This is a genomic window from Salinimonas profundi, assembly GCF_014750655.1.
Classification (GTDB): domain Bacteria; phylum Pseudomonadota; class Gammaproteobacteria; order Enterobacterales; family Alteromonadaceae; genus Alteromonas; species Alteromonas profundi_A.
Genome location: NZ_JABBXD010000006.1, coordinates 205,889 through 228,414 on the forward strand (window position 1 = coordinate 205,889; position 22,526 = coordinate 228,414).

A 22,526-nucleotide genomic window follows, 5' to 3' on the forward strand; every position below is an offset into this window, starting at 1 on the left:
TATTATAACGAAAAACAGAGGCGCTGCGGGAAAATTCTCACGCCAGCCTCGTTAGGGCACTGATTTATTTATAATAATCGCTATTCACTGCCTTTGAACTGTCTCAAGGATCGGATTAAGGCGATGTAGTGCTACACTGCCTTAGTGTCGTTACCACCACGTGGTGTAAACCGCGATAAGAATGGCTACAACAGCTAACGAAGCGTAGTTGAAGCCCTTTGTGGTACCAAATTGTACTTCACTGAGTTCAACAGCATTGGGATGAGCCCCTTTGTTTTGTACCAGCGAAATAACGACTGCAGCGCCAACACATAATAAGAACACGATACCAACACGATCAATAAACGGCAGTTCTGGCAGGAATATCCAGAACAGCAGGCTGAATACAAACGAGCCCAGCGCGGCAGCTAAGCCACCGTTTGCAGTGGTTTTTTTCCAGAACATGCCCAGTACGAACAGGGCACAGATGCCCGGTGTGAAAAAGCCGGTAAACTCCTGAATATACTGGAATGCCTGGTCGAAGTTTCCTAACAACGGTTTTGCCACCAGCATCGCGATAACCAGTGAAAGAAAGCTGACTATCCGACCCACTGTTACATAATGGTGCTGACTTTTATCAGGTCGACGATCTTTATAAATATCCATGGTGAAAATGGTCGATACACTGTTGGTCATTGAAGCCAGCGACGACACAATGGCAGCGACCAGCGCAGCAAAGATTAGCCCTTTGAGGCCCACCGGCATCAGCGTCATCATGGAGGGATAGGCCTGGTCAGCTTTATCCAGTTCTGGCGAAAGAATAATTGCCGCGATACCTGGCAAAACAACTATAAGAGGCATCAACAGCTTTAAAAACGCGGCGAAAACAATGCCCTTCTGCGCTTCGCTCACGCTTTTAGCAGCCAGTGTCCGTTGAATAATGTATTGATTAAAGCCCCAGTAAGACAGATTCATGATCCACATCCCACCGATCAGCACAGAGATTCCCGGCAGACTCTTATAGTGCGGGTTGTCCTCGGACAAAATCATATCGAATTTGCCCGGTAGTCGCTCTGTCAGATCAATAAAGCCCTGCCATGCACCGTTGCCTCCGCTAATCATGTCCAGCGCAGTGAATGACAAGAATAGCCCGCCGATGACCAGTAGTACTACCTGGATAATATCTGTCATGGCCACGGCCTTGAGACCACCATACAACGAGTAAGCAAGGGAGAATAAACCGAGGAAAATCATGCCGTACATCAGCTCAACACCCGCAATGGTATTGATAGCCAGCGCGCCCAGCCATAGTACGGCCGTCAGATTCACAAAAATATAGACAGCCAGCCAAAACACCGCCATGACCATGCGTACACGGTGATCATAACGTTGCTCTAAAAACTGCGGCATTGTGTAGATTTTATGTTTCAGGAAAATCGGCAGGAAGTATTTGCCCACAATGATCAACGTCAGCGCCGCCATCCATTCATAGGAGGCAATTGCCAGACCTATTTCATACCCTGAGCCAGACATTCCAATGATTTGTTCAGCTGAAATATTTGCCGCAATCAGTGAGGCGCCGATGGCCCACCACGGTAAACTGGAGCCTGCCAGGAAGTAGTCGTTGGTGTCTTTTTCATGACCCTTTTTGTCTCTGGATACCCACCAGGCAATACCAATCAGGGCAATAACGTAGATAACAAATACTGCCAGATCCAGTGTTTCGATGTTCATAGCTTTCCCAACACATGTTGTTATTTTATTTTTTTACAGCGTGAGTCATTCAGGCGAATGCCCCACCTTCAGCCGAGCAAACGTAAACAGATTGTTTCAGGCCCGTTTGTGCATGATAGAATTTATTAACCGTATTAGTCACGTCTAATGCACGATTTTTTGGTATCAACGCCACAACGCACCCGCCAAATCCGCCCCCGGTCATGCGTACACCGCCACTATCCCCTATCTGGCCATGGACAAGCTCCACCAGATAATCGATTTCAGGCACGGTAATCTCAAAATCGTCACGCATTGAGGCATGCGACTGCGCCATCAACTCACTGATAACAGCAACATTCTGATTCTGCAGTGCGTTAAACATTGATTCGGTACGCGCGTTTTCGGTAATCACGTGCCGTGCGCGGCGGTAAACGGTATCACTCATATTACGCTTAGCATCGCCTAGCATCGCCAGTGATGCCTGGCGTAATGAGGTAACGTGCATCGCTTCGGCAGCCTGTTCGCATTGTTGTCGTCGAATATTGTATGCACTGTCCACCAGTCCGCGGCGCACGTTAGAATTGATAATCATAATCGCCAGCGACGCAGGGACCGGCGTGTGCGCAATGTTTAGCTGATCACAGTCAAGCAGCATCGCATGGCCCGGTTTCCCCATTGCACTTATCAGTTGATCCATGATGCCGCAGGCACACCCGACAAATGAATTTTCTGCTTCCTGGCCAATCTGCGCAGCCTCAATGCCATCAATGGGTAAGCTAAAAAGCTGCGTCAGCAATCGAATCAGTGCAATTTCAAAAGACGCTGACGAACTCAGACCAGCCCCCTGTGGCACGTCACCGGTCACCATCAGATTTACGCCACGCACATCAGGGTAACGCTCTTGCACCACCTTCAGCACTCCGCGCACATAGTTGGCCCAACTCTGTTTGTGAGTATAGGTGATATCGGAAAGATCGAACTGATTACTTTCTTCATTAATATCCAGAGCGACGACGTCGACCTTGCTGTCCTGACGCGCAGAGCCGGCGATCGTTGTACCGTAATTAATCGCTACCGGTAAAACGAAGCCACCATTGTAGTCCGTGTGTTCTCCAATAAGGTTAACCCTGCCGGGCGCGTGCACAGTAATCGCCGGGTCATGACCAAAAAAGGCCTGAAATTTTGCTTTCAGTGCTTCATTTTTCATAACAGGTGTCCCGATAATGTACTGTTGGCAGTACCTGCAGACGTTGCGCCGCCTGCTCAGGCGTCAAATCTCGCTGTGCTTCAGCCATCATTTCATAGCCGACCATAAACTTTTTCACTGACGCTGAGCGCAACAAAGGTGGAAAAAAATGCGCATGTAATCCCCACTCCGGTTGACTATCACGGTCAAACGGTGCGCTATGCCACCCCATCGAATAAGGAAATGACGTGTTGAACAAATTATCGTAGCAAATCGTGATTTGCCCGATAATGTCGGCCAGTGACTGCTGCGTCGTGCTTTCAAGCTCAGTAAGCGACTGCGCCTCAAACCGTGGCAAAAGCAAAATTTCAAAAGGCCACGCGGCCCAATAAGGCACCACCGCCATCCAGTCGGCATTACTGCGCACCACGCGCTCGCCGTAATCCAGCTCTCGCTGTGCATAATCATTTAACAGGCTACAGCCATGCTGTTTAAAATAATCCGTAAACTGCTTTCGCTTTCGCTTTGCCTGAGTAGGCAGATGCTGCTGAGCCCAGACCTGGCCATGAGGGTGAGGATTTGAACACCCCATTACCGCTCCTTTGTTCTCAAATACCTGTACCCAGTTGTAGCGCTGGCCCAGCAAGGAGGTTTGTTCAATCCACGTGTGTACTACGGCCAGCCTTTGTGAATCCGTTAGCTCGGGTAATGACTTATTGTGATAAGGCGAAAAGCAGATCACCCGACTACAGCCCTGCTCTGTATGCATTTGAAACAGCGGTTCGGCATTTTCGTGAGCTGGCGTATCAGATTTGAGTGCGGCGAAGTCATTATCAAACACAAAAGTGCCCGGGTAATCAGGATTTTTATCGCCACTGGCCCGGGTATTTCCGGGACACAAAAAGCAGGTTTCGTCGTAGGCAGGTAACGTTTGCGGCGCTTGCGCTTGAGACTGTCCCTGCCAGGGGCGTTTAGCGCGGTGAGGTGAGACCAACACCCACTCGTCGGTCAGCGGGTTATACCGGCGGTGAGGATGGTTTGCAGGATCAAAGTCAGCCATAAGCAGCTCAGATAGAGTCAGATAGCTCTGTTATACGTCATTCAGTAAAAATTTAAAGCGCCGATTCTTAAAGATAATTTGCATTTATTGAAGTTGTTCCACCGGTTGAAAGATGATTCTTAGCATTATGACGTCCCTGTGTCCTGTTGGCGTTTTTCTTTTTGCCCGTTACACTGCAGCTAACGTAAACAAAGAGTGAAAGATTGTGCAGGCACCGGATTACGAAAGTTATTCTTTGGCAGAGCTACGTGAAGCCTATGAGCATCTGGATAAGGACGCCCACCCCGAACGTGCGGCGCTGCTTTCTCAATACATCAGAAATCGTGAAGAAGAGGAGCTTGATACCATTAATGATATCGAGCATCACAAGCTGGCGCGCAGGCGAGAGCGGTTTGCCGCATTTCTTATCGATTTGTTGATCGCTATCGTTTCAGGGATTCCTCTGTGGATATATTTTGGCTTTGAGCGCCTACAGCAGCCTGATGTCAGCATGATGGTAACTGCAGTAGTTTACAGCATTTGTGCATTTGTAATCATTCACGGCTACTTTATTGCCACCTACGCACAAACCGTGGGTAAGCATTTTCTGCATATCCGGGTGGAAGATTTAAACGGTCAGCAAGCAACGTTTTCCCGCTATGTTTTCTTGCGCTACCTGCCCATGGCGGTTGCTTATTCAATTCCCTTTATTGGCTCTTTTATCTCGCTCGCCGATCCGCTTCTTATTTTCGGCAAATCGCGCCGGTGCCTGCATGATTATGTAGCAAAAACCCAGGTGGGCTACGCGCCGCGCCAATCAGACGACTGACCGGACATCAGTCGCTTTTTCTGCCGGCTTGGTCGTGCTGCGCTGTTCATCGTCGACGGCAACGCTGATGATGTCATTAAAATAATAACCACAGGAAATAACATGCTAATCCCCTTTCCATTGAAGTCGGCGTTGGCCGGCTTGCTTGTTCTTACCACCGCTGTCACTTGGGCTGACGGACTGGCGGGAGACACCAGACAACAAATCCAGGTAATAAAAGATAAAGCCATTAATGACGATCTGTCTTACGACATTATCGAATCACTGACCACTGAGGTTGGCCCCAGAATGGTCGGCACACCTGCAGAGAAGGCTTCTGTAAAGTGGGCGGTGAATAAAATGAAATCGCTGGGCTTTGATAAGGTCTGGACAGAGGAAAGCGAGGCTACCCTGTGGCAGCGCGGTGAACTTGATGCCCAGATTACTGCGCCCTACCCGCAACATGTTAAAGCACTCGCGCTGGGTAACAGTGTTGGTACCAATGGTGAGACACTTTCCGCTGAGGTGGTGGCGTTTGATAACCTGGATGCCCTGAAAGACGCTCCTGCTGGTTCACTCGAAAATAAAATTGCGTTTGTTACCTATCAGATGGAGCGTCATCGCGATGGCCACGGGTACGGTAAAGCAGTCGGCGCCCGCGTATCCGGTGCGTCAGAAGCGGCCAAAAAAGGTGCGGTTGGATTTATCATGCGCTCTGTGGGTACCGATACCAATCGCTTTGCCCATACTGGCGTCCAAATGTATCAGGACGACGTCAAAAAAATCCCCGCGCTTGCCCTGTCAAATCCAGATGCAGACCTGTTGGAATCCATGCTGACCCGCGATGAGCCGGTAACATTTTCCATTAAGATGGATAATGGAAAAACCAAAAGTAAAACGACGACCATTGCCAATGTCATTGGTGAGGTCACCGGGTCAAAACATCCAGAGCAGGTAGTCACCCTTGGCGCGCATTTGGATAGCTGGGATGTGGGCACCGGTGCTGTCGATGATGGTATAGGTGTTGGTATCACCCTTGCCGCCGGTCACTATCTGAGTCAATTGGAAGCGCGCCCTGAACGTACATTGCGCGTCATTTTGTTCGCAGCTGAGGAAATCGGTTTGCACGGTGCTAAAGATTATGTCGAAAAGCACAAGAATGAGATGGATAACCATGTTATCGGCGCTGAGTGGGACTTCGGCAATGGTAAAATTTATGAGCTTGCACCCGGCGTATCAGAGCAATCGCTGGAGGATATGCGCGCATTTGCGCAGCTGCTTGCGCCACTTGGCGTGACCATGGCGGACACCAATAACGCAAAGGGCCAGTCGGATATGAGCGCCCTGGGCAATGCAGGGCAGCCTGCGGTTAACTTTAACCCTGACGGCAGTGATTATTTTGACTTTCACCACACTGAAAACGACACGCTGGATAAGGTTGATAAGGCCGCGCTGAAAACCAACACGGCGATTTACAGTATGTTTGCACTGTTTGCCACCGACAGCGGCGTCAATTTCAGAAACTAACCTTAGTAGCCGGGGAACTGGTCGAACGATCTGATAAATTCCAGGTATTTTGGAATAACACGCCGATGCTCCATGGTTTCGGCGTGTTCCGCCCCCGGCACTATGATGATTTCCTTATTCATGCTGGGTGATATGTCATACAGCTCACGCCCGAACTTGACCGGGGTTAGCTCATCATTTCGTCCGGTCAAAATCATCAGCGGCCCCTGATAATTGCGAATGTAGTCGGCATTATCCACCAGCGCCAAATCCGCAGACACTTCCAGATAGGTAAAATATTTAGTCCAGGCCGGAATCATATTTTGCGCAACATCGGTAACCCGGTTAATCGGACCGTCCAGCACCAGACCATCAACATCACGAACAGAAGCCACATAGCTGGCTACAATGCTTCCCATTGAAATACCATGCACAACGGTGGGCAGGTGTGAGGGGAAAACACTTCTGCCATAATCGTAAACCTGCAGCGCATCGGCCTTCAGGTTCGCCATTCGCATGCTGGTCGCTTTCTGACTGGCGCCGACGCCCTGATAATCCACCCACAAAATATTGGCAGGGATTTGACCAAACCTATGCATCAAACCCGAAGAGTTTGAAATACTCATGCCGTTACCGGCAAAAAAGACGATATTGACCACTGGATTGGGATAGGAAACCGCAACACCTTTTAGTGTCAGTCCCTGAGCATTGGTAAGCTCTACCGTAGTGATTGAGACCTCAGCCTCGTCTTCATTGACCCGCTGGTGTAACTGCGTGGTGTCCAGGGGCATTACCTTTGAGTCCTGATGTACAAATGAGCCTGAACTGACATCAATGGCGCACCCGCCCAACAAAACACAAACGCACAGAATCCAGAAACGAAAAGACAGTATGTTCATATGCTGATTAAACCACTAAAAACTACTTCGATTTACTTGTTCGAATCACTGGCCGCGTGCAGGGGCTGCGTAATCGTTCCGTTTTCAACCAGATAGCAATCCATGCCGGCACGATGCGCCGCTTCCAGTCCGATCCGCGTGTCTTCAAACACCACGCATTTTTCGGGCGAAACCTTCATGATTTCAGCCGCCGTCAAAAATGTTTCAGGATGAGGCTTGCCATGTGTGACATCTGTAGCAGTGACCAGAGCCGTAATTTTGTCGAGTATACTATGATAATGAAGTAAAGCTTCTGCATCTTCGCGCTCGGCGCCGGTACCGATGCTGACAGGCATTGTCGGATAGTAATGATTAAAAACTGCCAGAGTATCCTCAATCAGGGTCGGAGTATGATCTAATTGCTTCCAAGTCGACTCTTTGTAAGCTGAAACTTTTTCAACATCATGCGTCTTTGCAAACGCATCATTTAGCATCTCCACCGTTTTGCGGGTCGGAATGCCGCCAAGCTTATGCATGTATTCCCTGTCGAAGGGATAACCGAACGCATCACAGGTTTTCTCCCAGGCAATCAGGTGTGACCCCATGGAATCTACCAGCGTGCCATCCATATCAAAAATAATCCCCTGATACGCGCTTAAATCTATCATAGTTATCCTGTTTTTAAGGAGGAGTACGAACGATGTCCAGCTGTTGCTATGCTGCAGGACCGGGATAACGGCGCAGTATCTGGTTGGCCGCCTCACGGTCAAACTGGCCGGTTACTTTCAGATAAATCATACCATCAGGCACCGAAAACGTTGTTTCCTGTACACCCGCTAATTTACTGAAGGCGTCACGCAAAGCAGAGATGTCCTCGCTGGTGCCCTGCCATTTAAACGCAACACGTTTGATGCGGTTCACTTCGTCCAGGCCGCGCAGAATGAGCAGCCAGCATGATGCCGCGACAGCACCGACAAAATAGGCCGTCTCAGCGGTCCAGTGATCAGCGACGATACCCGCCAGAACACCACCTAAAAACGCACCGAAAAACTGAAAGCTGGCATAAATGCCCATGGCGGTGCCCTTTTCACCGGCCGGCGCAATACTGGATACCAGCGCCGGAAAGCTTGCTTCCAGATAATTGAAACCGGTAAAGAAAAGAATAACAGCCCCCACAACGACCCAGCGGTGATGATCCTGTGCACCCAGCATGGCAAAGGCGACGGTCATAAACAGCGCTGCGACCAGTACGACTTTGCGAGGCGTCTGGCCTTTGCCAATTCCCATCAGAATAATCAGACCGATAACAGAAGCGACCAATACCGGCAAATAAAGCATCCAGTGACTGTCCAGCGTCAGGTCGAAATGTACGAGGGTGACAGGCAACTGTACAAACAGCAGCGTGATCATCATATGCAGTAATAACACGCTAACATTAAGCCGCCAGAGCTGAGAGGAGAATACCAGGCGGCGAAGCTGACCGCGTTGAGGCAGTACATCACCACTGCTTTGCATCGCCACAGTAGGTACTGCCCATTGAATCAGTGGCATGCAGCAAATAGCGAGCACCCCGGTCAGTGCAAAAATCCCGCACAGCCCCCAGCTATTGGCAATCAAAGGGCCAGCAAGCACAGCAAGATAAAAAGAGAACCCAATGGCTATACCAATAACAGCCATAACCTTGGCGCGCTGGGTTTCGCGGCTGACATCGGTGGCCAATGCCATAATGGCCCCGGCTATGGCGCCAGCGCCCTGTAAAATGCGTCCGGCGATCATCCAGGCCAGTGAGTCAGCAGAAGCGGCAATAAAGCTGCCAGCAGCAAAAACGCTCAGGCCGAACAGAATAACGGGTTTGCGTCCCCAGCGATCAGATAACATACCCATTGGTATTTGCAGCGCAGCCTGCGTCAGACCGTAGCCACCTACGGCCAGGCCTACCAATACCGGCGAGTAATCAGGATAATCCATAGCAGCAACGGCCAGCACTGGCATTACCATGAATAAACCCATCATGCGCAGCACATAAACCAGTGCCAGTGACACTGCTGCGCGTACCTCTAACGCGTTCAAAACCTTACATTATCCTGTCATTACACTTCGCTGCGCAGTGTACCATAAAAAGCTTTTACGCCCATGACACCTTTTTCATCAAATGATCTGCCCCCTTACGCTGGCGTAACTAAACAATATTTTTAACACCCAGTGTGGCATACTGGAATTTTTGGCTAATTATGGGTTTCAATGGATAAAATCGAAATACAGGGTGCTCGCACTCACAATCTGAAGAATATCGATTTAACAATTCCCAGAGATAAGCTGGTTGTCATTACAGGCTTATCCGGATCCGGAAAATCATCCCTGGCATTTGATACGTTGTATGCAGAAGGTCAGCGCCGTTACGTTGAGTCGTTGTCGGCGTACGCGCGCCAGTTTCTGTCTATGATGGAAAAGCCAGATGTAGACCACATTGAGGGGTTATCGCCGGCCATTTCCATTGAACAAAAGTCCACATCACATAACCCGCGGTCAACGGTGGGCACTATCACCGAGATATACGATTACCTGCGCTTATTATTCGCACGGGTTGGCACGCCGCGGTGCCCGACCCACGATGAGCCGCTGGACGCCCAAACCATCAGTCAGATGGTGGATAAAGTGCTCGAGATGCCTGAAGGCAGTAAGCTGATGCTACTGGCGCCGGTAGTCTCAGACCGCAAGGGTGAGCACGTAAAATTACTGCAGAATCTTGCCGCGCAGGGTTATATCCGGGCCAGAATTGATGGTGAGGTGTGCGACTTATCGGATCCGCCCGAACTTGATTTGCATAAGAAGCACACTATTGAAGTGGTGGTCGATCGCTTTAAAGTTCGCGATGACCTGCAGCTGCGTCTGTCAGAATCTTTTGAGACAGCTCTGGAATTATCCGGCGGCACAGCCCGTGTTGTGGATATGGACAATCCAGATGCTGAACCCACGGTTTTTTCTGCTAACTTTGCCTGTCCCCACTGCGGCTACAGCCTGAGTGAACTTGAGCCACGTCTGTTTTCTTTTAACAATCCGGCGGGCGCCTGTCCGACCTGTGATGGATTAGGCACTCGTCAGTTTTTCGATCCCTCACGCATTATCAACAACGATGAGCTGAGCCTGTCAGGCGGGGTCATTCGTGGCTGGGATAAACGGAGTTATTATTACTTTCAGATGTTGCAGGCGGTCGCTGACCACTACGGCTTTGACCTGACCAAACCCTTTGCTGAGCTCACCAAAGAAGACCGCGACGTGGTGCTGTATGGCTCGAAAGGCAAATCGCTGAAGTTTAAATATATCAACGACCGCGGCGATATCATGGAGCGTAAACATCCCTTTGAGGGTGTCATACCGAACATGGAGCGTCGCTACCGGGAGACCGAGTCTAATGCAGTGCGTGAAGAACTGGCTAAATACTTAAGTCAGCAGCCTTGCACCAGCTGTGGCGGCTCGCGGTTACGCGAAGAAGCACGTAATGTGTTTATTCAGCAGACCAATCTGCCTGACATCGCTGAAATGTCCATTGCCAATGCCTTCGACTTTTTTGAAACGTTGGATCTAGCCGGCCAGAAAGCGCAGATTGCCGATAAGATTCTTAAAGAAATCCAGGACCGCCTGGGTTTTCTGGTTAACGTCGGCCTCAACTATCTTAACCTGTCACGCAGTGCTGATACGTTATCAGGCGGTGAAGCGCAGCGTATTCGTCTGGCCAGCCAGATTGGTGCCGGATTAGTGGGGGTTATGTATGTACTTGATGAGCCCTCAATTGGTCTGCATCAGCGCGACAATGAGCGATTGCTGGCGACGCTTACCCGATTGCGTGACCTGGGCAACACCGTGCTGGTGGTTGAGCACGACGAAGATGCCATTCGCGAAGCCGATTATGTGATTGATATTGGCCCGGGAGCCGGGGTTCATGGCGGGGAAATTATTGCCGCAGGGACCGTCGATGACATCATCAACAGTGAGGACTCACTTACCGGAAAATACTTGTCTGGTCGGGAAGAAATTGAAATTCCGCCTGAACGCAACAAGCCGGACAAGAAAAAATTGCTGACCCTGGAAGGCGCCTCTGGCAACAACCTGCAATCGGTCACGCTGAATATTCCGGTGGGTTTGATGACCTGTGTAACAGGCGTTTCGGGTTCTGGTAAATCGACGCTGATTAACGATACGTTCTATCGTATTGCACAGCGAGAACTCAACAATGCAACAGCCAATGAACCTGCACCGCATAAAAGCATGAGCGGGCTTGAGCACCTGGACAAGGTGGTCGATATAGACCAAAGCCCGATTGGGCGAACACCGCGCTCTAACCCGGCGACCTATGCCGGTATATTCACGCCGATACGGGAATTATTTGCCGGTACGCAGGAAGCGCGTTCGCGTGGCTACAAACCTGGTCGTTTTAGTTTTAATGTTAAAGGCGGGCGCTGTGAGGCATGTCAGGGTGATGGCATGATCAAAGTCGAAATGCACTTTTTGCCTGATATTTACGTGTCCTGTGATGTGTGTAAAGGCAAACGCTATAACCGCGAAACACTGGAAGTGCAGTACAAGGGTAAAAATATCAACGAAGTACTGGATATGACGGTGGAAGAGGCCCGCGAATTTTTCGACCCGATTCCAGCCATTGCCCGCAAGTTGCAGACCCTCAAAGACGTAGGCTTGGCGTACATTCGCTTAGGTCAGGCAGCCACCACCTTGTCAGGCGGTGAAGCACAGCGGGTGAAGTTAGCCAGAGAGTTGTCCAAGCGCGATACCGGCCAGACTCTGTATATTCTGGATGAGCCCACAACTGGTCTGCATTTTCACGACATTAAACAGCTGCTGGCGGTTCTGCATCGTTTGCGTGACCATGGTAATACGGTGGTGGTGATCGAGCATAATCTGGATGTGATCAAAACCGCTGACTGGATTGTGGATCTGGGCCCCGAAGGCGGCTCTGGCGGCGGTCAGATTATTGCTGAAGGTACACCTGAACACGTTGCCGTTCAGGAGGTCTCTCATACCGGCCGTTTTTTAAAGCCAATGCTGGATAAGCAGCGGGCGTAGTTTTGACTGGTGCTTTCACCATGCTAAGGTGGAAGCACTGTATATAAAGGGTTAATCGACCATCTATGAGTGAAGCACATCCCTTAGAACAAACATTCGATGTCAGGTTTTGTGAAACTGACGCGTTAGGTCATGTCGGCAATACGGTACTGGTGCAGTGGTTTGAAGCTGCCAGAGATCCCGTTTTTGCGTATTTTGTGCCTACGCTGGATATTAAGAAGTGGCCACTGATACTGGCCAGTTACCATGTCGATTTTCATCATCAGCTTTTTTACGGTAAGCCGGTCACCATAAAAACGTACATTAAACGCATCGGGCGCAGCTCGTTTGTGACCCACCAGGAAGTATGGCAAAACGACCAAAAGTGCGCGACCGGCACCACTACCCTGGTCAACTTTGATTATCAGAATCAGTGCTCTGCACCGATTTCTGAAGCGGTAAAAGATAAGCTGATGGTTCATCTTCTGGAGTCTGACGATGAATAATGAGAACAATTTTATTGAAGTTATCGATGATGTGCTGGATCCACATTTGTGTGCACAAATCATTGATAAGTTTGATAGCAGCCCGAATTTATCCCCCGGCCGCACCGGTGGCGGGGTTGATTTGGATAAAAAGCGCAGTATGGATGTCTCCTTCAGTGAACGCGAAGAGTTTGCGCCCCTGTTTAAGCCTGTTATGGAAAAGACCGGTCAGGCACTGCTTAACTATATAGAGAAATATTTTTTCGCGCTGGTCGGGCCTATTGGATTGACAGTGCGACACCCTAAAACCGGCGAACCGGTTAAGCTTACACATGAAAACTTTGAGGAAGTGGGCAAGCCTAATCTGGCTAACCTGCTTAACTACCTGTTCCGTATCGGCGAGGTAAATGCCCAGCGTTATACGGCTGGCGAAGGCGGCTATCCGTACTGGCACTCAGAAGTTTACCCGCAACTTCCTCATAACGATGCGTTGCATCGGGTGCTGTTATTTATGTTTTACCTAAATGATGTGGAAGAAGGCGGCGAAACTGACTTTTACTACCAGAATACATCTGTGTCACCCAAGGCCGGTCGAATGGTTATTGCTCCTGCTTACTTTACCCATACTCACCGTGGTCAAATGCCAAAAAGTAACGATAAATATATACTGACGTCCTGGCTATTATTCAGCCGTGCCGAACACATTTACACGCCACAGGGTAACCAGTAGCGGTCGCGTTACTGCCCTGCCTTCAGGCTGCGGCAAGCCGCTGTGCTTTTAAGGTTTTAAGTGCAGCGATCTTGCCCAGCTTATAGCCTCTTGTCAGCTTTTTCTTATCCATCGTCAATCGTTTGACCTGAAAATCAGCCGGTGGTGCCACCAGCGTTAACGCTAAGTCGGCAGGAGGGTTTTTGAGAAACGCCAGCGTCTCATTGTAAATACCGGGGCGGGATAACAGTGTTTGCATTAACTGCGGCTGATGTCCGTAAAGACGTTCAAACAACCAGGGAGACTTGATTGTAGGCTTTGAGAAGCCCAAAGGCTGCGACAGTACGACCGTTATCTCTCTGGCACCCATCTCATAAGCTTTTTTCACTGGAATTGCATCGGCTACCCCGCCATCAACATAACGATGCTCGCCAATTTTAGGCTGGTCACGGTAGGCCATGGGAATGGAGCAGGACGCCACCATTAAGTCATCAATGTTATCGGGTTGTGCCCGAAGATAATCACACTGCCCCGTATCAACATTAGTGACGCCGACGTACAGTGGGATTGCGGTGTTTATTTCAGGCAACCGGCTGTCCAGTTGCTGTCTGCACTGATGCCATAACCAGTGCACGTCGGTCATATGGCCACCACGAATAAAGCGAAGCGGACTGAAAAATTCTCTGCGCGTTGCATATTCAGTGATGATAGTGCGGCTTAAACCGGGTATTTGCGATACGTAGGTGGCCAGATTGGTTGCCCCAGCGGAGACGCCAATCGCAAAATCGAACTGATGTTTGCGATGCATAAAGACATCCAGTACACCGGCAGCAAATACACCTCGCATTGCGCCGCCTTCTACCACTATTGCTTTATTCATGATGTTTCCCCCTGTCGGGCGTGTAACATCTACACTACGCCGTTTCCATTTGGCTGTCGTTACAGAAAAATAGATGCTATTAATCGGTTATTTATTAAGATATACCTCCTATATTCAAAATTCTGACCAAGGTTTCATCCTACTGAGTATCTATTGAAATTCACGATACACACTCCGACTGCGTCAAATACAAAAAGCGCGATAATGTTTTTCGCCAAAGCATTACAGAGGAAGTGAGTGGGGGACGAAAGGAGCAAACCTATGTTGATTTGGATATTCTGCGCGGTAAGCGGGTTGATGAATGGCTACGTGGTCGCGCGAACCACAGGCATGATTAAACGCATCGGCATGTTTGTCTGCCTGACCGCAACAGCGGTCATTACAGCGAGTTTACTGATGCGTTTTTTGCATCAGCCGGCACCAGAAGAGGTTAGTGCCAGTGCGTCTCATGGCGCCCCGATGGCAGCGGTCGCATACATGCTATTTACTCTTGTCGTATGCATATTTGCCACGGGCGCCTTCATATTTACCTGTCAGGCAAGAAAATAGCGTTTCTGTCTGATTAACTCAGGTCTGTTTAGAAAGGTGCGACCGACTGGCCGGTCAGGCGATAGCCGACAGAGGCTATGTCTCCCTTCCACCCTTTGGTGGAAAGCGTACCGGTCACCCAGATAGCGTCGTACAGGTCATCGATGGCCACACCTTCTTCAAATTTCACATATACAATCTGGTTAGAAGGTGGTGGCGGCACGTGAATACAGGCACCGAAATACGGAACCAGTAAGAATTCTGTTGTTAGTTCGGCAGTGCCTTCCAACGGCACAACAAAACCGGGAATTTTTACCTGCATGCCATCATACTTTTCCACCACCGGCGCATCGGGCTGCAGTTGTGTCATTTGCCCTTCATGCTCTACTGCCGGCGCGTCCAGCTCATTAAAGCCTTCCGGTACCAAATCTTCCCAATAGACTTCCTGCGGCTCTGCGCTTAACGCATTAGCAGATATTCCAGCCATAGCGAAAAGCAAAAAAAGGCCAACTAATTTTCTCATCATATTCAATCCTGTTCGGACACTTGGTGTTATTGTACTTATTCTGATAGCAATACTCAGGCTAATTTGTTCACTGCGAAAGTCAACACGCATTAAAAAAGGGCCTGACGGCCCTTTTTTAATGACAAAACAACTTATTTGTTTTGCTCAAAACGTTTGATGCTGCTGGTGATCTCATCTTTTGCCGCCTGAGCGTCTGCCCAGCCATCAATTTTCACCCATTTACCAGGCTCAAGATCTTTATAGTGTGTAAAGAAGTGCTCAATCTGCTGCTTCGTCAGCTCAGGCACGTCTGTAATTTCTTTCACATCGCGATAGATGGTAGACAGCTTATCAACCGGAACCGCCAGAATCTTTGCATCTTTGCCTGACTCGTCAGTCATGTTCAGTACACCCACCGGGCGACATTTAATTACTGAACCGCTATGGATTGGGAATGGCGTCATGACCAGCACATCTACCGGGTCACCATCTTCTGACAATGAATCGTTAACATAGCCATAGTTAACCGGATAATGCATGCAGGTTGCCATGAAACGGTCAACAAACATCGCACCGGTGTCTTTATCGACTTCATATTTTACCGGATCAGCGTGCGCCGGGATTTCAATGATAACGTTAACTTCATCAGGTGCATTACTACCTGCAGTAACATCGTTCAGACTCATGAATGGTTCCTTAAGTTATGCTAAAAACGTTTTTCCACGTGAAGCCGAAAAAGACCTCTCAGACTTCAGGCGTGGCCAATAAGTAAAGTATACGGTGCGCGCTGCAAAATAAAAACTGGTGATACCCACTTGTTCGCTGTCAGCGCGCTCAACTGATTATTTATCAGTCTGATAATAAGTCAGACAGGTTTCCACTTCTTCTTTTGACCCCAAAATAGTGGGTACCCGCTGGTGAATTTCTTTGGGCATCACTTCCATAATCCGGCCATGCCCTGTGTTCGCAAGACCACCCGCTTGCTCCATTAAAAATGCCATTGGGTTGGCTTCGTACAGTAAACGCAGCTTACCCGGCTTTGATGGGTTACGTTTATCAAACGGGTACATGAATATTCCACCACGACACAGCACACGGTGAATATCGCCGACCATCGCGGCCACCCAGCGCATGTTGTAATCTTTACCGCGCGGACCTTCAGTTCCGGCCAGCAAATCGCCGATATAATTTTTCACCGGCTCTTCCCAGTGTCTTTCGTTAGACGTATTAATAGCAAATTCTTTGGTTTGCTCAGGGACTTTTACATTCGGGTGGGTCAGCAGGAAGCCACCATGGGTTTTATCCAGTGTATAAATGTGAGTTCCCCGCCCCGTGGTCATCGCCAGCATAGTGGAAGGGCCATAAAGCACATACCCTGCGGCAACCATCTGTGTACCCGGCTGCAGAAAAGCGGAAGGATCGTCAGCTTCCATCCATTGTGGTGCATGGGTAATGGAGAAGATGGTACCAATCAGGCTGTTGATTTCAGTATTGGATGAGCCATCAAGGGGGTCGAAACTGACCAGATAGTTGCCTTCCGGATTACATGGCACAACCGTATCTTCTTCTTCTGAAGAGATGGCCTTCACGTAGCCGGAGTCGCGCAAGGTATCCTTAAGAATCTGATTGGAGATCACATCCAGTTTTTTCTGTGTCTCACCCTGAACATTTTCACTTAACGTTGAACCTAGCACGCCTGCCAATGCGCCCTGACTGACCCGGAAGGAAATTTCCTTACATCCGGCCAGTAGTGTTCTGATCAACAGAATCAGTTCAAGTGGCGCGCCGTCGTGCTGCAGCTGTGAGTTTAATCGTTTCATGTGTGCTTAAGCCTTGTGTCTTTTGTAGGGTTTATAAATATGATCAGTGTGGATAAACATATCCCTGATTAACCAGCCGTCTTTTATTGTTATATGCAAATGATTCACCAACATAATCCAATGGTATGATTTGCATCGATTCTTTTTTAACCGGCGTCGATGATTGTACCTGCGAAACGGGCGACAGGGAAATGAGTTATTCGATCCGCTCTCGCCATCTGGTAGAGTAACCACATCATAAGTAAGGCAGTTTTAACTATGCATGTTCACATTCTGGGCATTTGTGGCAGCTTCATGGGAGGCATCGCCGCGATTGCAAAATCGCTGGGACATACCGTCACCGGCTCGGATACCAATGTATATCCGCCCATGAGTACGCAGTTGGAAGCGCTGGGTATCACCTTAACGGAAGGCTATGATACTGCGCAGTTTGAGCCACAGCCGGATATCGTGATCATCGGCAACGCGATGTCCCGCGGGAATCCAGCCGTTGAATATGTCCTTGACCGCAATCTTCCCTACACCAGCGGCCCACAGTGGTTACTGGAGAATTTGCTCAATGACCGATGGGTAATTGCGCTGTCTGGCACCCATGGAAAAACGACGACCAGCAGCATGGTAGCCTGGATTTTAGAATTTGCCGGACTTAACCCCGGTTTTCTGATTGGCGGCGTGCCGGAAAACTTCGGGGTGTCGGCACGAACCGGCGACAGCCCGTTTTTTGTTATTGAAGCTGACGAATACGACAGCGCCTTTTTCGATAAGCGTTCTAAGTTTGTTCACTATCGTCCTAAAACTTTGGTTATCAACAACCTGGAATTCGACCATGCTGATATTTTTGCTGACCTGGCGGCAATTCAGACGCAGTTTCATCATTTAGTGCGGATGGTGCCGCAAAGTGGGCTGATTGTATCACCCACTGATAACCCCGCCATTGCTCAAACACTGGATCGGGGCTGCTGGAGTCAGCAGCAGTTTTTAGGTAAAGAGTGGCAGGCCAATCTGATAAACCCTGACGGCAGTGTTTTTGAGGTCATCAAGGACGGGTTTAAAGTTGGTGAGGTGCACTGGTCATTATTAGGCCAGCATAATGTTGATAACGGAATGATGGCATTGGCTGCGGCTCACCATGCTGGTGTGCAAATAGGCGATGCTATCGTCGGCTTGTCGCAATTTAAAAATGTGAAGCGACGCATGGAGCTTAAAGGAACGATAAATGACATTACGCTCTATGATGATTTCGCCCATCACCCCACAGCTATCGCAACCACATTGGACGGCCTGCGCAATAAGGTGGGACAGCAGCGAATTATTGCGGTACTCGAGCCGCGCTCTAATACGATGAAAATGGGTATTCATAAAAACACCCTCACCCAATCCTGGCAACAGGCCGATGAAGTGTTACTGTATGAACCACCAGCAATGAACTGGTCGCTGAAAGACGCGGCTGTCAACAGCCAAACTCCTGCATCTGTTTTTGCTTCTACGCAGGCAATCATTGATAAAATAGTGGCAACAGCACGACCTGGTGATCATATCCTCGTAATGAGTAACGGTGGTTTTGAGGGTATTCATTTACGTTTGCTCGACGCCCTTAAGCAAACTCAGGCTCAGGAGACCGTATGACCGATAAGCGTATCACCCTGGCGATCACCGGCGCCTCAGGCGCCCCCTACGCGCTGCGCCTGCTGGAGTGTTTGGTCAATGCCGATTTTGACGTGTTTGTACTGATATCGTCTGCGGCCAAAGTGGTATTCGCCACCGAAGAAGATATTAAAATTCCCTCACGCCCTGATGCAGCGACTGAATTTTTCACCCAGCGCTTCGGCGCCCGGGATGGCCAAATCACGGTGTGCGGTAAAGAAGAGTGGTTCTCCCCCGTTGCATCGGGTTCAGCCGCGCCACGCCGTATGGTGATCTGCCCGTGTTCAACAGGAACACTCTCGGCCATTGCCTGCGGCGCCAGCGATAATCTGATTGAGCGCGCCGCGGATGTAGTGATGAAAGAGCGCGGACAACTGGTTATAGTGCCCCGGGAAATGCCGCTATCCTCTATCCATTTGGAAAATATGTTAAAACTGTCACAAATGGGTGTCACAATTATGCCTGCCGCGCCGGGTTTTTATCATCAGCCAACTTCTATTGCTGATCTGATTGACTTTGTAGTGGCGCGAATTCTGGACCACCTGGGGCTGGATCAGTCGCTGATTGCTCGCTGGGGATATCAGCCTTCTACGACAAAGGAATAAATGATACATGACCGTGTCTTTTCGAAAAAAAGCAGTTCTGACGCTGGGTATTGCCAGCAGTATATTGGTAAGTTTGCCCGCGCTTGGCTGGGGCCAGACCGGGCACCGCGTAACCGGCGCCATTGCACAACATTATCTGAGCCCCCATGCTGCGGCCGCGGTTGAGGCGCTGCTGCCCAACGAAACGCTGGCTGAAGCCTCTACCTATGCAGACGAGATGCGCTCAAACCCTAAACCCTTCTGGCAGAAAGTTTCTCCACCTTTTCATTATGTTACCGTGCCTGAAAAGAAGACCTATGCCGAGGTCGAGGCACCCGAACAGGGCGATGCATTCACCGCACTGGAACGGTTTACCAATACACTGAAAAATGCAGATGCCAGCCGGGAAGAAAAACAACTGGCGTTGCGCTTCATCGTACATATTATCGGTGACCTGCATCAGCCCTTACATGCCGGTAATGGCACAGATCGCGGTGGCAACGATGTGAAGGTGCGATTCTTCTGGGAAGATTCCAACCTTCACCGGGTATGGGACTCGCAGATGCTGGATCAGCGACAGCTGTCGTTTACTGAATGGACACGCTGGTTAAACGCAAAGATTACGCCTGAACAACTGGCACAGTGGGATACCACCGACCCGCTTGAATGGATTGCAGAAAGTACAGAAATTCGTGATACCGTTTACCCGGAAGATGCCAACGATATGTCATATGATTACTTGTATGATCACCTGCCTACTGCAAAAGTGCGTCTGCAGCAGGCCGGCGTAAGAATGGCAGCGTATCTGAATGAAGTGTTCGCGCCAGCGAAAAAAGACTAATCGATATCCAGCGGCTCCGGCGACAGGATGACGCCGGTGCTGTCTGCATAAAGGTGATCTTCGGGTAAAAAGGTAACCCCACCGAAGTTCACCGGAATATCGGCATCACCAATACTTTCGTTTTCGGCATTGACCGGAATAGCCGCAATGGCCAGAATCCCCAGATCAAAGTCATTCAGCGTATCAACATCACGCACACTGCCGTAGCAGACAATACCTTCCCAGTCGTTGTCAATGGCAAGCTGCGCAGAACTGGCGTCAATCAGTGCACGTCGTGTAGAGCCACCGCCATCAATCAGCAGTACTTTCCCGCTGCCGGGCTGGGCCAGTACCCGGTCAATAATTCCTCTGTCTTCAAAGCATTTGACTGTCGTAATTTCACCACCGAACGAATATCGTCCGCCATAACTGATAAACATTGGATCGACCACATCGACGCTGTCAGCAAATAAATCACATAGTTCAGAGGTGTTATAGTCCATCACGAAGCCTTTTAATTGATGACCGAAGTCAGTTGCGCAAAGTCACAGGCCATAGAAGCGGCCGGGTCTTTTACTACGTTTGCTTAGCATAGCATCATTTCAGATAAACAGAACGTCGCTTTATGTATAAAATTCAGCTCTTTTTACTCATTTATACCCACTTGTTTTCCCCTACGCTAACCGTGTCATAAAGGTTTCTTTTTTCTGTAACCGGACAGTCACAGACCATTTTTAGGCTATTTAATCAATAACGAGCAGTCGGATACTGGCTATGCGATTAAAAAGTCTGGGTAAATACGACACGGAATTGTTTTATCGGCTGAACCGTCTCACTGCAGAGCGACAGTGTCGTCATGTGTTATGGATGTCACGAACCGGTGATGGCTATCTGTATCTGATTATTGGTATTTTACTGTGGGCTTTTGAGCGTGAACACGGGGAGCTATTTTTGTACACAGCATTGATGGCTTATGCGTTAGAGCTACCGGTCTATCTGGTATTGAAAAATATGGTCAAGCGCCCGCGCCCCTGTGACCTGCTGTCGAATATGTTCGTGCATATCACCCCATCGGATAAGTTCAGCCTGCCTTCCGGTCATACCGCAGCAGCCTGGTTGATGGCCTGTATTGTCGGTTATTTTTATCCCGACTTTGCAGTGCTGGCGTACAGCTGGGCATTACTTATCGGCATGTCGAGAATTTTGCTGGGCGTACATTATCCGTCAGATGTCCTTGCAGGAATGGCGCTGGGCCTGACTATCGCCTCATTAAGTATATGGTTACTGGGATAATATGAAGTTACTTTACGGCGTTCAGGGCACCGGAAATGGTCACATCGCACGGGCACGGATTATGGCCGCGGCACTTAAGCAGCATCCGGATATCGAGGTCGATTTTGTATTTTCGGGTCGGCCCCCCGGGAAGTACTTCGACATGGAGGTGTTTGGTAATTATCGTACCTATGAAGGCCTGACCTTTGTTACCCGGCACGGTAAGGTCGATAAACTTGCTACCTTGCGCCAGAATCATCTGCGACGTTTTGCCTGTGATGTCAGGCATTTTGATACCAGTGACTACGATTTACTGGTTAACGATTTTGAGCCGGTGACGGCCTGGGCCGCCCGCCGTCAGAAGTTGCCTTCGATTTCTATCTCGCATCAGGCAGCCTTTGCTTATCCGGTGCCACGTTCGGGTGACAGTATCCTGGACCGGTTACTTCTGCGCTTTTTTGCGCCTACCGATGTGCGTCTTGGCGTGCACTGGTTCCACTTCAATCAGCCTATCGTACCGCCTTTTATCAGTGAAAAGCCAAGCGCTAGCGCGTTACCTTCCCATGTCCTGGTCTATCTGCCATTTGAAGATATCAATGATATTCAGCAAATGCTGGAGCCGCTTAGTGATGAGCAGTTTGTCTGTTATCACCCTGAAGTCAGCGCGCCGCTGACCTGCGGCCATATTCGCTGGTATCCCCCTTCAAAAGCTGGCTTTCAGAACGCGTTGACCAGATGCAGCGGAGTCATCGCAAACGGCGGCTTCGAGCTTTCCAGCGAAGCCTTACAGCTGGGCAAAAAGCTACTGATAAAACCTCTTCACGGCCAGTTTGAGCAGCTGTCAAATGTGCTGACATTAAGTCGCCTTGAGTTGTGCCAGACGTTATTTCAGCTGGATACCGATACAGTCGAGAAATGGCTTGAGGCGCCTGACGCAGAAGCCATCACGTTTCCTGATGACCCCACCATTCTCATCAACTGGCTCAAAGCAGGTAACCTGAACGACACCCAATCACTGTGTGATGCACTGTGGAAGCAGGTAAAATACGGCGATAAGACACGCCAGAAGCTTTTGTCTCTTGCATTTTAAATGCGCAATGCGATGATAA

General features: G+C 49.5%; 22 protein-coding genes. 11 read left to right on the forward strand and 11 right to left on the reverse strand.

The genetic code is table 11. From position 1 onward, the window contains the following. Window positions 1-150: 150 nt before the first annotated feature. Genes HHX48_RS12085 through HHX48_RS12095 form a run of 3 tightly spaced genes read right to left on the reverse strand, consistent with a single transcriptional unit; the run spans window position 151 to window position 3,941 of the window. On the reverse strand, window positions 151-1,713 hold the full coding sequence (locus HHX48_RS12085) for a sodium/sugar symporter (protein ID WP_191025436.1): 1,563 nt from the start codon (window positions 1,711-1,713) through the stop codon (window positions 151-153). A 49-nt stretch (window positions 1,714-1,762) separates the two neighbouring features. Beyond that, window positions 1,763-2,902 carry a galactokinase gene (gene galK, locus HHX48_RS12090; RefSeq protein ID WP_191025438.1) on the reverse strand — a complete coding sequence of 380 codons (1,140 nt, stop codon included), beginning with the start codon at window positions 2,900-2,902 and terminating at the stop codon, window positions 1,763-1,765. Further along, a complete protein-coding gene (locus HHX48_RS12095) occupies window positions 2,892-3,941 on the reverse strand; it encodes a UDP-glucose--hexose-1-phosphate uridylyltransferase (RefSeq protein ID WP_191025440.1) in 1,050 nt (349 codons plus the stop codon). Before HHX48_RS12095 ends, galK begins: the two co-directional genes overlap by 11 nt. 205 nt (window positions 3,942-4,146) lie before the next feature. Here HHX48_RS12095 and HHX48_RS12100 point away from each other — a divergent pair, with 205 nt between their 5' ends. Then, window positions 4,147-4,749 (forward strand): RDD family protein, encoded by a 603-nt coding sequence (locus HHX48_RS12100; protein ID WP_191025441.1) that lies wholly within the window; start codon window positions 4,147-4,149, stop codon window positions 4,747-4,749. A gap of 102 nt (window positions 4,750-4,851) precedes the next feature. Next, window positions 4,852-6,255 (forward strand): M20/M25/M40 family metallo-hydrolase, encoded by a 1,404-nt coding sequence (locus HHX48_RS12105; protein WP_191025442.1) that lies wholly within the window; start codon window positions 4,852-4,854, stop codon window positions 6,253-6,255. Between the two features lie 2 nt (window positions 6,256-6,257). On the opposite strand, the gene HHX48_RS12110 is transcribed toward HHX48_RS12105, so the two are convergent. From HHX48_RS12110 to HHX48_RS12120, 3 genes are read right to left on the reverse strand one after another with little or no spacing between them, the layout of a single operon-like run. Next, window positions 6,258-7,133: an alpha/beta hydrolase gene (locus HHX48_RS12110; RefSeq protein WP_191025443.1), complete on the reverse strand. Its 876-nt coding sequence runs from the start codon at window positions 7,131-7,133 to the stop codon at window positions 6,258-6,260. 32 nt (window positions 7,134-7,165) lie between these two features. Next, window positions 7,166-7,780, reverse strand: coding sequence for a beta-phosphoglucomutase family hydrolase (locus HHX48_RS12115; protein WP_191025444.1), 615 nt, complete (start codon window positions 7,778-7,780; stop codon window positions 7,166-7,168). Between the two features lie 46 nt (window positions 7,781-7,826). After that, a complete protein-coding gene (locus tag HHX48_RS12120; protein WP_191025445.1) occupies window positions 7,827-9,182 on the reverse strand; it encodes an MFS transporter in 1,356 nt (451 codons plus the stop codon). A gap of 171 nt (window positions 9,183-9,353) precedes the next feature. On the opposite strand from HHX48_RS12120, the gene uvrA reads away from it, so the two are divergent. The 3 genes from uvrA to HHX48_RS12135 all read left to right on the forward strand — a co-directional run bounded on the left by uvrA (window position 9,354) and on the right by HHX48_RS12135 (window position 13,385). Next, window positions 9,354-12,191 (forward strand): excinuclease ABC subunit UvrA, encoded by a 2,838-nt coding sequence (uvrA, locus tag HHX48_RS12125; protein WP_191025446.1) that lies wholly within the window; start codon window positions 9,354-9,356, stop codon window positions 12,189-12,191. Window positions 12,192-12,256: 65 nt separating this feature from the next. Further along, window positions 12,257-12,676, forward strand: a complete 420-nt coding sequence (locus HHX48_RS12130; RefSeq protein WP_191025447.1) for an acyl-CoA thioesterase — start codon at window positions 12,257-12,259, stop codon at window positions 12,674-12,676. Further along, window positions 12,669-13,385: a 2OG-Fe(II) oxygenase gene (locus HHX48_RS12135; RefSeq protein ID WP_191025449.1), complete on the forward strand. Its 717-nt coding sequence runs from the start codon at window positions 12,669-12,671 to the stop codon at window positions 13,383-13,385. Before HHX48_RS12130 ends, HHX48_RS12135 begins: the two co-directional genes overlap by 8 nt. Window positions 13,386-13,407: 22 nt before the next feature. Here HHX48_RS12135 and HHX48_RS12140 read toward each other — a convergent pair whose 3' ends face one another. Further along, on the reverse strand, window positions 13,408-14,244 hold the full coding sequence (locus HHX48_RS12140; RefSeq protein ID WP_191025451.1) for a patatin-like phospholipase family protein: 837 nt from the start codon (window positions 14,242-14,244) through the stop codon (window positions 13,408-13,410). A 261-nt stretch (window positions 14,245-14,505) separates the two neighbouring features. Here HHX48_RS12140 and HHX48_RS12145 point away from each other — a divergent pair, with 261 nt between their 5' ends. Next, the gene (locus HHX48_RS12145; protein WP_191025452.1) at window positions 14,506-14,793 is read left to right on the forward strand and encodes a hypothetical protein; all 288 of its coding nucleotides are present in this window, start codon (window positions 14,506-14,508) and stop codon (window positions 14,791-14,793) included. Window positions 14,794-14,821: 28 nt separating this feature from the next. Here HHX48_RS12145 and HHX48_RS12150 read toward each other — a convergent pair whose 3' ends face one another. From HHX48_RS12150 to HHX48_RS12160, 3 genes are all read right to left on the reverse strand, one after another. Continuing rightward, the gene (locus HHX48_RS12150) at window positions 14,822-15,259 is read right to left on the reverse strand and encodes a DUF3299 domain-containing protein (protein WP_397541086.1); all 438 of its coding nucleotides are present in this window, start codon (window positions 15,257-15,259) and stop codon (window positions 14,822-14,824) included. Between the two features lie 170 nt (window positions 15,260-15,429). Further along, the gene (gene ppa / locus HHX48_RS12155) at window positions 15,430-15,963 is read right to left on the reverse strand and encodes an inorganic diphosphatase (RefSeq protein ID WP_191025456.1); all 534 of its coding nucleotides are present in this window, start codon (window positions 15,961-15,963) and stop codon (window positions 15,430-15,432) included. 156 nt (window positions 15,964-16,119) lie between these two features. Continuing rightward, window positions 16,120-17,097: a class 1 fructose-bisphosphatase gene (locus HHX48_RS12160; protein ID WP_191025458.1), complete on the reverse strand. Its 978-nt coding sequence runs from the start codon at window positions 17,095-17,097 to the stop codon at window positions 16,120-16,122. A 258-nt stretch (window positions 17,098-17,355) separates the two neighbouring features. On the opposite strand from HHX48_RS12160, the gene mpl reads away from it, so the two are divergent. The 3 genes from mpl to HHX48_RS12175 are packed head-to-tail and all read left to right on the forward strand — an operon-like array spanning window position 17,356 to window position 20,166. Further along, on the forward strand, window positions 17,356-18,723 hold the full coding sequence (gene mpl / locus HHX48_RS12165) for a UDP-N-acetylmuramate:L-alanyl-gamma-D-glutamyl-meso-diaminopimelate ligase (protein WP_191025460.1): 1,368 nt from the start codon (window positions 17,356-17,358) through the stop codon (window positions 18,721-18,723). Next, window positions 18,720-19,346, forward strand: a complete 627-nt coding sequence (locus HHX48_RS12170) for a flavin prenyltransferase UbiX (RefSeq protein WP_191025462.1) — start codon at window positions 18,720-18,722, stop codon at window positions 19,344-19,346. The genes mpl and HHX48_RS12170 overlap by 4 nt, the downstream gene beginning before the upstream one ends. Before the next feature lie 7 nt (window positions 19,347-19,353). Further along, complete coding sequence (locus tag HHX48_RS12175; protein WP_191025465.1) at window positions 19,354-20,166, forward strand: S1/P1 nuclease; 813 nt, start codon at window positions 19,354-19,356, stop codon at window positions 20,164-20,166. Here HHX48_RS12175 and rraA read toward each other — a convergent pair. Then, entirely contained in the window at window positions 20,163-20,648 is a 486-nt protein-coding gene (gene rraA, locus HHX48_RS12180) for a ribonuclease E activity regulator RraA (protein WP_191025467.1), read from the reverse strand. The two genes, HHX48_RS12175 and rraA, sit on opposite strands and share 4 nt — an antisense overlap. A gap of 271 nt (window positions 20,649-20,919) precedes the next feature. On the opposite strand from rraA, the gene HHX48_RS12185 reads away from it, so the two are divergent. Beyond that, the gene (locus HHX48_RS12185; protein WP_191025469.1) at window positions 20,920-21,438 is read left to right on the forward strand and encodes a phosphatase PAP2 family protein; all 519 of its coding nucleotides are present in this window, start codon (window positions 20,920-20,922) and stop codon (window positions 21,436-21,438) included. Between the two features lies 1 nt (window position 21,439). Then, a complete protein-coding gene (locus tag HHX48_RS12190) occupies window positions 21,440-22,507 on the forward strand; it encodes an MJ1255/VC2487 family glycosyltransferase (protein WP_191025470.1) in 1,068 nt (355 codons plus the stop codon). Window positions 22,508-22,526: the final 19 nt, after the last annotated feature.